The organism is Pseudomonas sp. Choline-02u-1 (assembly GCF_002836515.1).
In the GTDB taxonomy this organism is placed as follows: domain Bacteria; phylum Pseudomonadota; class Gammaproteobacteria; order Pseudomonadales; family Pseudomonadaceae; genus Aquipseudomonas.
On sequence record NZ_PJBC01000060.1, the window covers coordinates 92,785 to 105,253 of the forward strand.

Genomic DNA, 12,469 nt, shown 5'->3' on the forward strand with positions numbered 1-12,469 from the left:
CCGGATCACGGCGAAATCGGATCGCTGGCGGGGAAGGTTTCTTCGACCGCTTCATCCAGTTTCGAATCACTCACATTGCGCTCATCGGCCCCAAGGTTTTGCTCGCAGTGGCAAGCTGAGGACGGGCAGGGTTGGCCTTTGGGATGGAGATCTGCGCAGGCCTGGCTGCAGAACTGCTTGCCGTCACGCTCGAAGGTCTGCTCGCCGCTGCACTTGCAGGTGCAGCCAGGGCAGGCGCAATCGGTAGTTGAGGGGGCATTAGCCATGGGTTTCCTCCGGGCTGTCTGTTGGTGAAGTTGTTATCGATTCTGATAACCCGCCACGCACCTGCGTTTGATGATTTTCCGCCACGCCCGATGAGCGGTAGAGCGCAGAGGGCGAGGGCAGCACAGCGTTCAGCGCCAGGGAAAGATTCAGCGCCAGGATCAGCAGGATCGACACGCTGAACAAACGCCGAGCCCAAGCTTTTGCGGTAGCGTTTCGCACGGGGCGCAAGGCCAGGTAAAACCAGTATCCGCCCAGCCCGAGCACCACCAGCGGATAGGAAACATTGATATTCGCGACCCAGCCCAATATCGCCGCGCTGAGCAGAAAAGCGACCATGTAGATGTTGATCTCGCGTCTGGCTTGACCCAAGGTCAACGTCGGCAATCCGGCGGCGCGAAAGTCTTCGTGGCGCATGACCGTAATCGCATGCGAGTGGGGCATCTGCCAGCAGCAAAACACCACGATCAGCATCAGTGCCGTCGCATCGAAGCTGCCTGTCACGGCGCAATAACCGACCACCGGCGGCATGGCCCCGGACAGGCTGCCGACCAGCGTGCCCCAATGCGAGCGGCGCTTCATCAGACAGGTGTAGACGCCCGCGTAAACAATCAGCCCGACCGCCGCCATCGCACAAGCCAATTGCGTAGTGCCGGCCCACAGCAAGCCGAAGCCGACGACCCCGAGAACTGCCGCGTAGCACAACGCTCCAGGCAGCGATACTGCGCGAATGGCCAAGGCCCGATGGCAGGTGCGCACCATGCGCCGGTCGATGTCGCGGTCGACGCAGTTATTGATCACGCAACCGCAAGCAATGACCAGCGCGGTGCCGAGCAAGGCGGCCAATAAATGCGCCAGGGTAACCGGACGCCCGCCTGCAGCAAGCAGGTAGCCGCCGAACACCGACGCCAGGTTGCCGACGATAATGCCGGGCTTGGTCAGTTCCAACCCGACATTCAGCGACAGCCGCCATTGCTTCAGTGCGCCAGCATGTTGTGGTGAATGCTGTCCATGATCCATAGCGAAAGCCCAACCAGCAGAAGAATGATGACGGCGGAAAAAATCAGCGCAATCAGGTTCCAGCGTTGCTCCTTGGCGGTGTCCAGATGCAGGAAATATTTGAGGTGGGCAAACACCTGCACTACACCGAGTGCGACCACCACCCACGCGGTGACGCTGCGCGGCAACGTCGGGTACATGACCAAGCCAAAGGGAATCACCGTCAGGATCACCGAAATGATGAAGCCCACCATGTATGAACGACTGGTGCCATGGCTGGTACCGGCACTGCTATGAATCGGACTCTGGTTATACATGTCACACCACCCCCAGCAGATAAACCACGGTAAACACGCAAATCCACACCACATCGAGGAAGTGCCAGAACAGGCTCAGGCAACTCAGCCGCGTGGTGTTGGTGTTGGTCAGGCCACGGCTGCGCACTTGCAGCATCAGCACCGCCATCCACACCAGACCGCTGAGTACGTGCGCGCCGTGGGTGCCGACGAGGGTGAAGAACGCAGTGAGGAAACCGCTGCGATCCGGCCCGTAGCCTTCTTCGATCAGATGATGGAATTCATTGATTTCCATGGCGATGAAGCCGCAACCCAGCACGAAGGTGACACCCAGCCAGCGCAATACATGGGATGTGTCATTGCGGTTCATCGCCAGCATGGCGTAGCCGTAGGTGATGCTGCTCAACAACAGCAACGCGGTTTCGGCAAGAACGTAGGGCAGTTCGAAAATGTCGACGGTCGATGGCCCGCCAGCCACGCTGTCACGCAGTACTGCATAGCCTGCGAACAGCGTTGCGAACAGGATGCAGTCGGTCATCAGGTAGATCCAGAAGCCGAAAATGCGCATCGACCCCGCGTCTTCATGGCCCTGTTCATGGCTGTGCGCGATGTCTTTATCCAGAATGATGTTGGACATGTTCAGGCCTCCGCCAAATCTTTGAGACGCGCTTTTTCAATCCGGGCGACTTCCTCTGCCGGGACGAAATAATCGATGTCTTCGTCGTAGCTGCGCACGATCATCGCTACCACAGAAGCGACCAGGCCGAAGATCGCCAGCCACCAGATGTGCCACACCAGGGCAAAGCTGCAGATCAGCGCAAAGACACTGATCACCAGGCCCGCCGAGGTGTTGCGCGGCATGTGGATGGCGCGGTAGTCGGTGTGGCTGAGGGTGCTGACGCCGCGCTCCTTCATGCCCCAATAGGCGTCGAGATCGTTGACCTTCGGTTGCTCGGCAAAGTTATAGAACGGTGGAGGCGAGGCCGTGGCCCATTCCAGGGTGCGTCCGTCCCATGGGTCGCCGGTGAGGTCGCGTAATTTCGCGCGGTTGCGAATACTCACGTAGAGCTGCAGCGCCTGCGCGGATACGCCACAGAGAATGATGCCGACACCGACCAGTTCCAGCAGCAGCCACGGTTGCCAGGCCGGGTTGTCGAAATGGTTGAGACGCCGCGTCATACCCATGAAGCCGAGCACGTAAGACGGCATGAACGCGAAGTAGAAGCCGACCAGCCAGCACCAGAACGCGATGCGCCCGAGGCGGTCGTTGAGGCGGAAGCCAAAGGCTTTGGGAAACCAGTAAGTCAGCCCGGCCATGTAGCCGAACACCGCGCCACCGATGATCACGTTATGGAAGTGGGCGATCAGGAACAGGCTGTTGTGCAACAGGAAGTCGGCACCGGGCACCGCCAGCAGCACGCCGGTCATGCCGCCGATGCTGAACGTGACGATAAAGCCCAGCGTCCACAGCATCGGCGTTTCGAAGCGCACCCGACCGCGGTACATGGTGAACAGCCAGGTGAAGATTTTCACCCCGGTCGGCACGGCAATGATCATCGTCATGATGCCGAAGAATGCGTTGACGTTGGCCCCCGCGCCCATGGTGAAGAAGTGATGCAGCCAGACGATGAACGAGAGGATGGTGATCGCAATCGTCGCCCATACCAGCGACACATAACCGAACAGGCGCTTGCTGCTGAAGGTCGCGGCGATCTCGGAGAAAATCCCGAACGCGGGCAAGATCAGGATGTACACCTCCGGATGTCCCCAGGCCCAGATGAGGTTGACGTACATCATCGGGTTGCCGCCGGCCTCGTTGGTGAAGAAGTGCATGCCCAGATAACGATCGAGGGTGAGCATCAGTAGTGTCGCGGTGAGGATCGGGAACGCGGCGAGGATCAAAATCGAGGTGCACAGTGCGTTCCAGGTGAACACCGGCATCTTGAACAGGGTCATGCCTTCGGTGCGCATCTTCAGAATGGTCACGAAGAAGTTGACCCCGGTTAATAACGTCCCTATGCCGGATATCTGTAATGACCAGATGTAGTAATCCACCCCGACTCCCGGGCTATAGCCGAGCTCGGAAAGGGGCGGGTAGGCGACCCAGCCGGTGCGGGCAAACTCACCGACACCCAGCGAGATATTCACCAGCGCCGCGCCGACCACGAACAGCCAGAAACTCAGGGCATTGAGGAACGGATAGGCGACGTCGCGGGCGCCGATCTGCAGCGGCACGACGATGTTCATCAGGCCGACCACGAACGGCATGGCCATGAAGAAAATCATGATCACGCCGTGAGCAGTAAAGATCTGGTCGTAGTGTTCCGGCGGCAAATAACCCGGCCCGCCACTGGATGCCATGGCTTGCTGGGTGCGCATCATGATCGCGTCGGAGAAACCGCGCAGGAGCATGACCAGCGCAACGATGATGTACATGCAGCCGATTTTCTTGTGGTCGACCGAGGTGAACCACTCGCGCCAGAGGTAACCCCACTTGCGTTTCCAGGTCACGGTGCCGACCAGGGCAAAGCCCATCAGGCCGACGATAGCCAGGGTGTACATGACAATCGGCTCATGCAGTGGAACCGCGTCCCATGAAAGTTTCCCGAACATGATTTAACGCTCCTCGGCCAGCAGACTCGGTTGTTGATTGACGCGCACATCGTCGCTGTTGCGTTGCACTTGGGTTTGCTTCTTGCGTGGTGCCTTGTTCATCCCTTCATACTTGTCGACGATGTCGAGAAACAGTCGCTCCTGCACAGCCGAGTAATAAGTAATCTTGTGCGCGACAGAGGGCTTGGCCAACTCGGCGTAACTGGCCTGATCAAGTTGGCCGGGCGCCGCTTTGACTTTATTGACCCAGGCTTCGTAATCCGCACCGCTGAGTGCCAGGGTGCTGAAGTGCATGTCGGAGAAACCGTGGCCGTTATAGTTCGCGGCGATCCCGCGATACTGGCCGATTTCATTGGCGATCAAGTGCAACTTGGTCTGCATGCCGGCCATGGCATATATCTGCCCACCGAGTGCAGGAATAAAGAATGAAGTCATGGCAGCGTCAGAAGTGACGGTGAAACTTACCGGCGTATTCACCGGTATCGCCAGTTCATTGACCGAGGCAATGCCCAGATCGGGGTAAATGAACAGCCATTTCCAGTCGGTTGCCACCACTTGCACATTGAGGTGCGGCACATCGGAATCCAGCGGTCGGTACGGATCGAGTGCATGGGTGGTTTCCCAGGTGACCCAGCCGAGCACGCAAATGATCAGGAACGGCACGCCCCAGACCACCGCTTCGATCTTGTGCGAACTGGCCCAACGCGGCGAATAACGGGCCTTCTTGTTGGTCGCCCGGTAGCGATAGGCGAACAGGAAAGTCATGACGATGACCGGAATGACCACCAGCAGCATCAGGCCCGTGGCGAGGATGATCAGGTCGCGTTCATCGCGGGCGACATCGCCCTTGGGGTTGAACACCACCAGGTTGCAACCGGCGAGCAGAACGCTGGTAGCGAGGTAGACCAGGCAATAGCTGATTGTTCGCTTCATACAGGCTCCTGTTTATCAGAGCGATCCTTTTTTTACGCCGGGACTGCGACGCGCCATGTTGAAAGGCAAATACCGTTGCGCTTGTTCAAGCGAAGCGAAGTTGCCGAGATATTTCTCCAGGCAATAGTGTTCCTGTCGGCTGCAAAACAGTGTTTGCGCGGCCGCTCTGCCACCCTTTGTCGGAGATGAGTTGAGATGAACTCGTCTGGGTCTCGAACTTTTTGAATAAGCGCTCTGGCATTGGTTTGACAAAATGTTTCGCAAGCTGACGAACGGTTGAACTAGCGAAACGGCGAAGCGCAACTTGCGGGCTATGCTGCAAATGCCTCTCGGCAAAAGCGGGAATCATCCAGCCAGAGGGTGGGTCATTGAAGAAAGCGGAGTGACTTCAGGAGTACGACATGTTTATACGCGGCGAAACCTACAACAAATGGAAAGCGACGGAAAAGGCAGAGAAGTGCCATACCGAAGAAGTTGAAAATGGTTGCCATATCGAAGTTCGGGCGCGGGAGGCCGATGATGGCGACGTAGAAATGTTTATCAGCGTGTACACCGCGACTGGCGAGTGCGCCTATGAGCGCATCAGGAAATTGCCGGGCGTGGAATGGGAAGTCGAAGACGCGCTCAAGCGCGGTATCGACCAGGCAGAGCGAATCGCCGGCGGCGAGTCCGGGCGATTGTCCTGTGCCGACGCGCACGGCCACGAGAATGAGTGACCGCGCGCAACGTTCAATTGGCTTGGCGAACATTGACATTTCCGCGCTGGTTGCACTGCCAGCGCCAGGCATCGGCGAGCATGCTGTGCAGTGAGCGGCTCGCCTGCCACCCCAGTTCTTCGATCGCTTTTTGCGGGTCTGCCCAGCAACGCGCGATATCGCCGGGCCGCCGCGCTTCAATACTCATCGGGATCTTGATACCGGTGATCTGTTCAAAGGCGCTGATCACCTCCAGCACCGAATAGCCGCGCCCGGTGCCGAGGTTCCAGACGCTCACGCCGTGGCGATCGCGCAGCGCGTCGAGCGCACAGACATGCCCCAGCGCCAGGTCAACGACGTGCAGGTAATCACGAATGCCGGTGCCATCCGGGGTCGGGTAATCATTACCGAATACTGACAGCTGCGCGCGCTGGCCACTGGCGACTTCCAGCAAGTAGGGCAACAGATTGTTCGGCGTGCTGGTGGGGGCCTCACCGAGCAGGCCGGAAGGATGCGCGCCGATCGGGTTGAAATAGCGCAGCAGGCCAATCGACCAGCGCGGGTCGGAACTGGCCACGCTCTTCATGATGTTTTCCGACATCAGTTTCGACATCCCGTAAGGATTGGTCGGCTGGCCGGTGGCGCAGGCTTCATTGATAGGCAGAGTGGCACAATCGCCGTAGACCGTGGCCGACGAGCTGAACACCAGATGGAATACACCGGCCTGGGCCATGGCCTGGCACAGCGTCAGGCTGCCGCCGACGTTGGTATCGAAATAACGCAGTGGTTCACGGACGCTTTCGCCAACGGCTTTCAAACCCGCGCAGTGCACCACGGCATCGATCGGATAGTCATGCAGGAGATTGTCGAGCAGTCGTCGATTGCGCACATCGCCCTGAATGAACTCCGGTCGTTTTCCGGCCAGCGTGCTGATGCGCTCGATCGCCGCGCGCTGGCTGTTGCACAAGTTATCGAGGATCACTACATCCTCACCGTTGCCCAGCCATTGCAGTGCGACATGCGCACCAATGTATCCCGCACCACCCGTAATCAAGATCATGCGTCCGCCCTCACCAGTGCTGCCATCGGCCGATGGCGATGGCGATGTGGATGGTTTCGGTGCGCCTGTGTGGCGGCCAAAACCATGGTTGTCCTGGACGGTAGGGGATGGAATGGCCGGCGAGTTCAACCTGCTTTGCCAACCGGTATGTGCAGTTCATCGGCTGCGACCAACGTTCGTATGAACGCTGTGTGAACGCCGCGATTCCAACAATCAAGAGCCCTACGGCCTCATCGAGACATGCCATGCACTTGCTGTGTCGACAAGTGTGACGGTCCGGTGGCTCGGCACTGTGTCGTCTTGTTTTTCTTGATGAGGAACTGGCTATGAACCTTGCAGAACAACCCGAGGTCCTCGCACTGGCGAGTGTGCAAAAAGCTGTTGAAGCATCGCTACAGGTGCGGCCGACGCTGGTGTGCCTTTCGCACTTGCGTTGGGGGTTTGTCTATCAGCGGCCGCAGCACGTCATGTCGCGACTGGCAAAAAACTACGACGTAGTGTTTTTCGAAGAACCGGTATTTTCCCAAGACACGACCCCCCGGCTTGAACTCTCGAATCCGGCAACCGGGATAGAAGTCGCTGTACCGCATTTGCCTGGCGGCATGAGCGGCGAAGCGATTGAGCAGGCGCAAAAAAAACTGCTCGACGAACACCTCGCGGGCCGCGTGCAGGGTGATCTGCTGCTTTGGTATTTCACGCCGATGAGTCTGCTGTTTACCGAGCACCTCGACCCTCGCGTCACGATTTATGACTGCATGGATGAACTCTCGGCTTTCATGGGCGCACCGGCGCGATTGATTGATATGGAAAAGCAACTGCTGGCCCGAGCCGACGTGGTGTTTACCGGCGGCGTCAGTTTGTGGGAGGTCAAGCAGCGCCAGCACGGCAATGCTTATCCGGTGCCCAGCAGCGTAGACATTGCGCATTTCGCGGCGGCGCGGCAGGCATTGCCGGAGCCGCCAGACCAGGCATCCGTAGCGCGGCCACGTCTGGGTTTCTTTGGCGTGATTGATGAACGCTTTGATCTCCAGTTGATCGAGCGAGTGGCGACGATGCGTCCCGACTGGCAAATCGTACTGATCGGGCCAGTGGTGAAAATAGATCCGCAGACGCTGCCGCAACGGCCGAACATTCATTATCTGGGCGGCAAGCAATATGCCGAGCTGCCGGACTACCTCGCTGGCTGGGACGTGGCGCTGATGCCGTTCGCTCTCAACGCATCCACGCGATACATCAGCCCCACCAAGACCCCGGAATATCTCGCCGGCGGCTGCCCGGTGGTGTCGACGCCGATTCACGATGTCATCAGCGGCTACGGCGAGAGTGGCGCAGTGTTTATTGCCGACACCGTCGAGGCTTTCGTCGAAGCCATCGAAAAAGCCTTGCCGCTCAAAAGTACGATTGAATTTGTGCAGCGCGCCGATGCCGCCATCGCCGGTATGTCGTGGGACAACACCAGCCGCTTCATGCAGGAGCAGATCGAATGCCTACGATAAGCCTGGAGAGCGCAAAGTCCGCCCAGTCCTACGACTACCTGATCGTCGGTGCCGGGTTTGCCGGCAGCGTTATCGCCGAGCGTCTGGCTGAAGGGTTGGGTCGCCGTGTGTTGCTGATTGATCGGCGTCCACACATCGCTGGCAATGCCTACGACCATTACGATGAGGCCGGGGTGCTGGTGCACCGATACGGCCCGCATATCTTTCACACCAACGCGCAGCGGATCGTCGATTACCTGTCGCGCTTTACCAAGTGGCGGCCCTATGAGCACCGCGTCCTGGCGCAGGTGGACGGCAAGCTGGTGCCGATCCCGATCAATCTGACGACGCTTAATTCGCTTTATGGTCTGTCGATGTCCTCTGAGGAAGCCGAGGTATTTCTCGCCGAACGCGCCGAACCGGTGGCGACCATTCGCACGTCCGAGGACGTTGTAGTGAACCAGATCGGTCGCGAACTTTATGAGAAGTTCTTCCGTGGCTATACGCGCAAGCAGTGGGGCCTGGATCCGTCGGCGCTGGACAAATCGGTGACCTCGCGCATCCCCACGCGAACCAGCGAAGACGACCGCTATTTCGGTGACACCTTTCAGATCATGCCCACCGATGGCTACACGAAAATGTTCGAACGCATGCTTGATCATCCGAACATCGATTTGCTGCTGGGCACCGATTTCACGGCGGTGCGTGAAGGGGTGAAGTACGCGCATTTGATCTACTGCGGCCCGATCGACGAGTACTTCGATTTCCAGTTGGGCCGCTTGCCGTACCGGTCGCTGCGCTTCGAGCATCGGACCCTCGAGCAGGAACATTATCAACCCGTGGCAGTGGTCAATTATCCGCATCCCGACGTGCCGTACACGCGCATCACCGAATACAAACATCTGACCGGCCAGACACACCCGTGCACCAGCATCACCTACGAATATCCCTGTGATGACGGCGATCCGTATTATCCAGTGCCCCGCGCGGAAAACGCTGAGCTGTACAAACGCTACCGAGCGCTCGCTGAGCAGACACCGAACGTGACGTTTCTCGGACGACTGGGCACCTACAAGTACTACAACATGGATCAGGTGGTGGGGCAGGCGCTGGCCTTGTATCGGGATATTCAAGCGGCGAACGCACCAGTCACTGCCGCAACCGAGATCGATATCTCATGAGCGTGCAGCCCAAACGCGACGAACCCGAGCCCGGCGCAGGCGCACCTTCGATGTTCAGCAGCTTCGTGATGGCCGGTTTTGAGTGTTCCAGTCAGCGCCGCCAGGACGGTCGGCGTCTCGACCTGTTGGCAGACACCGGGCATGCGCGTTGGGTGGAAGAGGATTACCAGCGCCTGGGCGCCTTGAACATTCGTTGCGCCCGAGACGGCTTGCGCTGGCACTTGATCGAACGCAGCCCCGGGCGGTATGACTGGAGCAGCTTTGTGCCCATGCTCAAAGCCGCGCAAGCGCGGCAGGTGCAAGTGGTCTGGGACTTGTGCCACTACGGTTATCCGGATGATCTGGACATTTGGCGCCCGTCGTTCGTCGAGCGCTTCGCCCGTTTCGCTGGAGCCGTTGCGAAGCTGATGACCGACGAGGGCGTGAGCGTGCCGTTCTACTCGCCGATCAACGAGATTTCGTTCTGGAGTTGGGCGGGGGGCGATGTCGCTTACTTCAACCCGAACGCGCGCGGGCGTGCACAGGAACTCAAGCATCAACTGGTGCGAGCCAGCATTGCTGCGATCGAAGCGATTCGCGGGCAGGCGCCGAATGCACGCTTCGTCCAGTGCGACCCGCTGATCCATGTGATCGCCGGATCCCGGCGCAGCGATGAAGTCGAAGCGGCCGAAGCGTATCGGCTGTCGCAGTTCCAGGCGTGGGATTTGCTCACCGGTCGCCAATGGCCGGGGCTGGGCGGGCAGGAACGCTACCTGGATATCATCGGTGCGAACTTCTACCCGCATAACCAATGGTATTTCCAGGGGCGGCGCATTGTTCGCGGCGAAGCGGACTATCGTCCGCTGGCCGGGATGCTCAAGGAATTGCACCAGCGGTACCAGCGGCCGGTGCTGCTTGCCGAGACCGGCGCCGAGGATGACGAACGCCTGCCGTGGCTGAGCTACGTTGTTGATCAGGTGGGGAGTGCGCTGGAGCGCGGTGTGCCGGTGCAAGGCATCTGCTGGTATCCGTTTCTCGATTATCCCGGTTGGGACGACGGCCGTTATTGCCCGACCGGCGTGTTTGGCTACGCGGATGGCGAGGGCGCGCGCGCGGCGTTTCATCCGTTGCATGTCGAGCTTGCGCGAGTCCCGGAGCGGATCAACGCACGGTTGCGCAGGCTCAATGACGGGCGATTGGAGGGGCGACCAACATGAACTTCCAGCACTTGCGTGACGAACCGTTGCCGGCCGCATCCAGCGCGTTTTTGTGGCGCTACGTCAGAGTGCGCCCGGCGCATTTCATGGCAATGGTGGCGCTGGTGATTGGCGCGGCGTGTTGCGCGGTGGTGGTGCAGTACGGCATGAAACTGCTGGTCGATGCCATGGCTGGCGAATCAGCAGCGGATCAGGTCTGGCGCGCGTTCGGCCTGTTCATGGCACTGATCATTCTGGAGAACGTGCTCTGGCGTCTGGGCGGCTGGGTGGGCTGTTACACCATCGTCGGCAGTTGTGCCGATCTGCGTGTCGACCTGTTTCATCATCTGACTGGCCACCCTATGCGTTATTTCCGGCGGCATTTCTCCGGCTCGCTGGCCAACCGCGTCTCGGCGATCGGCGCCGCTGCCGACAAGGTCTACGGCGGGCTGACGTGGCGCATCGTGCCGCCGTGCGTGGATTTTATTGGCGCTGTAGTGGTGATGGTCGCGGTCCATCCGGCAATGGCACTGGCCTTGATCGGCTGCGTCATCGTGGTCGCCGCGCTGATTACCCTCTTTGGCGTGCGCGGCCGCAGCCGGCACATCGCGTTCGCTTCGCAGTCAGCCCGGGTCGGTGGCGAAATTGTCGACCTGGTCTCCAACGTGTGGACGATCAAGGCTTTCTCCGGGCGTGAACGCGAGCGGCTGCGCCTGGAGCGCGAGATCGGCATCGAGGCGCAATCGCACCGCCGTAGCTGGATCTACATGGAAAAGGCCCGGGTGCTGCACGACATCTGCCTGACCCTCATGGCCGGCGGCATGCTCGGCTGGGCGATTGTGCTCTGGCGCACGGGGCAAGTGACCGCAGGGGATGTGGTGATGGTCAGCGCGCTGACGTTCCGCATCCTGCATGGTTCGCGCGAACTGGCGCTGGCGCTGGTCGAAACCAGCCAGCAAATGGGCGTCATTAGCGAAACGCTGGGCATCGTCGCCCAGCCCCACGAGCTCAGCGACACCGCAGAAGAATTGGCACCAACGCGCGGGCACATAAAAATGCTCGACGTCAGTTACGCCTATCCGGACGGGCGCAACGTCTTCGAGCATTTTTTTCTGGATATCCCGGCTGGGCAAAGTATCGGGATTGCCGGTACCTCGGGCGCGGGCAAATCGACCTTGCTCGGCTTGCTGCAACGTCTGGATGACGTGCGCAGCGGGGTGATTCTGATCGACGACCGTGACATCCGCTCGGTCAGCCAGGACAGCCTGCGCCGGCAGATCGCCGTGGTGCCGCAAGAGCCGGCGCTGTTCAACCGCAGCATTCTGGAAAACATCGGCTACGGCCAACCGCACGCTACCGAGCAGCAGATCATCGAGGCTGCCCGCCAGGCGTTTTGCGATGAATTCATTCAGGCGCTACCGCAGGGTTATCACACGCCGGTAGGGGAGCGCGGCGTAACGTTGTCCGGCGGGCAACGCCAGCGCCTGGGGCTGGCGCGGGCGTTTTTGAAGGACGCACCGATCCTGATTCTTGATGAGGCCACCTCCGCCCTGGATTCCGATTCCGAAGCGATCATCCAGCGCGCACTGAGCAACTTGATGCGCGGCCGCACGGTGCTCGCCGTCGCCCACCGCCTCTCGACCATCGCCAACTTCGACCGCGTGCTGGTGTTGGAGGACGGCGAGATCGTGCAGGACGGCACTCCCGAAGAACTGCGCGAGAGCCAGGGACGGTTTCGCACGCTGTGGCAGATGCAGGCGATGGTGCATAACCGCTGA

The 12,469-nt window shown here is 59.8% G+C and carries 12 protein-coding genes; 5 read left to right on the forward strand and 7 right to left on the reverse strand.

What is annotated here, in order from left to right; all coding sequences use genetic code 11:
* Positions 1-5 precede the first annotated feature (5 nt).
* From CXF97_RS16760 to cyoA, 6 genes are read right to left on the reverse strand one after another with little or no spacing between them, the layout of a single operon-like run.
* Complete coding sequence (locus CXF97_RS16760; protein ID WP_101159444.1) at positions 6-266, reverse strand: metallothionein; 261 nt, start codon at positions 264-266, stop codon at positions 6-8.
* Positions 259-1,212: a heme o synthase gene (gene cyoE, locus CXF97_RS16765; protein WP_256589853.1), complete on the reverse strand. Its 954-nt coding sequence runs from the start codon at positions 1,210-1,212 to the stop codon at positions 259-261. Before cyoE ends, CXF97_RS16760 begins: the two co-directional genes overlap by 8 nt.
* 29 nt (positions 1,213-1,241) lie before the next feature.
* The gene (gene cyoD, locus CXF97_RS16770) at positions 1,242-1,580 is read right to left on the reverse strand and encodes a cytochrome o ubiquinol oxidase subunit IV (RefSeq protein ID WP_101159446.1); all 339 of its coding nucleotides are present in this window, start codon (positions 1,578-1,580) and stop codon (positions 1,242-1,244) included.
* A 1-nt stretch (position 1,581) separates the two neighbouring features.
* Positions 1,582-2,196 (reverse strand): cytochrome o ubiquinol oxidase subunit III, encoded by a 615-nt coding sequence (locus CXF97_RS16775; protein ID WP_101159447.1) that lies wholly within the window; start codon positions 2,194-2,196, stop codon positions 1,582-1,584.
* Positions 2,197-2,198: 2 nt separating this feature from the next.
* On the reverse strand, positions 2,199-4,172 hold the full coding sequence (cyoB, locus tag CXF97_RS16780; RefSeq protein WP_101159448.1) for a cytochrome o ubiquinol oxidase subunit I: 1,974 nt from the start codon (positions 4,170-4,172) through the stop codon (positions 2,199-2,201).
* A 3-nt stretch (positions 4,173-4,175) separates the two neighbouring features.
* Positions 4,176-5,105, reverse strand: coding sequence for a ubiquinol oxidase subunit II (cyoA, locus tag CXF97_RS16785; RefSeq protein WP_039760286.1), 930 nt, complete (start codon positions 5,103-5,105; stop codon positions 4,176-4,178).
* Positions 5,106-5,506: 401 nt separating this feature from the next.
* Here cyoA and CXF97_RS16790 point away from each other — a divergent pair, with 401 nt between their 5' ends.
* Positions 5,507-5,821, forward strand: coding sequence for a hypothetical protein (locus CXF97_RS16790; protein ID WP_101159449.1), 315 nt, complete (start codon positions 5,507-5,509; stop codon positions 5,819-5,821).
* A 13-nt stretch (positions 5,822-5,834) separates the two neighbouring features.
* Here CXF97_RS16790 and galE read toward each other — a convergent pair whose 3' ends face one another.
* Positions 5,835-6,860, reverse strand: a complete 1,026-nt coding sequence (gene galE, locus CXF97_RS16795) for a UDP-glucose 4-epimerase GalE (RefSeq protein WP_101159450.1) — start codon at positions 6,858-6,860, stop codon at positions 5,835-5,837.
* A 326-nt stretch (positions 6,861-7,186) separates the two neighbouring features.
* Between galE and CXF97_RS16800 the strand changes: the two genes are divergently transcribed.
* Genes CXF97_RS16800 through CXF97_RS16815 form a run of 4 tightly spaced genes read left to right on the forward strand, consistent with a single transcriptional unit; the run spans position 7,187 to position 12,469 of the window.
* Complete coding sequence (locus tag CXF97_RS16800) at positions 7,187-8,356, forward strand: glycosyltransferase family 1 protein (protein ID WP_101159451.1); 1,170 nt, start codon at positions 7,187-7,189, stop codon at positions 8,354-8,356.
* Entirely contained in the window at positions 8,344-9,516 is a 1,173-nt protein-coding gene (gene glf, locus CXF97_RS16805) for a UDP-galactopyranose mutase (protein WP_101159452.1), read from the forward strand. Before CXF97_RS16800 ends, glf begins: the two co-directional genes overlap by 13 nt.
* Complete coding sequence (locus CXF97_RS16810) at positions 9,513-10,712, forward strand: beta-glucosidase (RefSeq protein WP_101159453.1); 1,200 nt, start codon at positions 9,513-9,515, stop codon at positions 10,710-10,712. The genes glf and CXF97_RS16810 overlap by 4 nt, the downstream gene beginning before the upstream one ends.
* A complete protein-coding gene (locus tag CXF97_RS16815) occupies positions 10,709-12,469 on the forward strand; it encodes an ABC transporter ATP-binding protein (protein WP_101159454.1) in 1,761 nt (586 codons plus the stop codon). Before CXF97_RS16810 ends, CXF97_RS16815 begins: the two co-directional genes overlap by 4 nt.

Excerpts from the sequence above, each read along its gene's own strand:
- CXF97_RS16790 (WP_101159449.1), top strand. The coding sequence starts at position 5,507 with ATGTTTATACGCGGCGAAACCTACAACAAATGGAAAGCGACGGAAAAG.
- CXF97_RS16775 (WP_101159447.1), bottom strand. The coding sequence starts at position 2,196 with ATGTCCAACATCATTCTGGATAAAGACATCGCGCACAGCCATGAACAG.
- cyoB (WP_101159448.1), bottom strand. The coding sequence starts at position 4,172 with ATGTTCGGGAAACTTTCATGGGACGCGGTTCCACTGCATGAGCCGATT.
- cyoD (WP_101159446.1), bottom strand. The coding sequence starts at position 1,580 with ATGTATAACCAGAGTCCGATTCATAGCAGTGCCGGTACCAGCCATGGC.
- CXF97_RS16815 (WP_101159454.1), top strand. The coding sequence starts at position 10,709 with ATGAACTTCCAGCACTTGCGTGACGAACCGTTGCCGGCCGCATCCAGC.
- cyoA (WP_039760286.1), bottom strand. The coding sequence starts at position 5,105 with ATGAAGCGAACAATCAGCTATTGCCTGGTCTACCTCGCTACCAGCGTT.
- glf (WP_101159452.1), top strand. The coding sequence starts at position 8,344 with ATGCCTACGATAAGCCTGGAGAGCGCAAAGTCCGCCCAGTCCTACGAC.
- galE (WP_101159450.1), bottom strand. The coding sequence starts at position 6,860 with ATGATCTTGATTACGGGTGGTGCGGGATACATTGGTGCGCATGTCGCA.
- CXF97_RS16760 (WP_101159444.1), bottom strand. The coding sequence starts at position 266 with ATGGCTAATGCCCCCTCAACTACCGATTGCGCCTGCCCTGGCTGCACC.
- CXF97_RS16800 (WP_101159451.1), top strand. The coding sequence starts at position 7,187 with ATGAACCTTGCAGAACAACCCGAGGTCCTCGCACTGGCGAGTGTGCAA.
- CXF97_RS16810 (WP_101159453.1), top strand. The coding sequence starts at position 9,513 with ATGAGCGTGCAGCCCAAACGCGACGAACCCGAGCCCGGCGCAGGCGCA.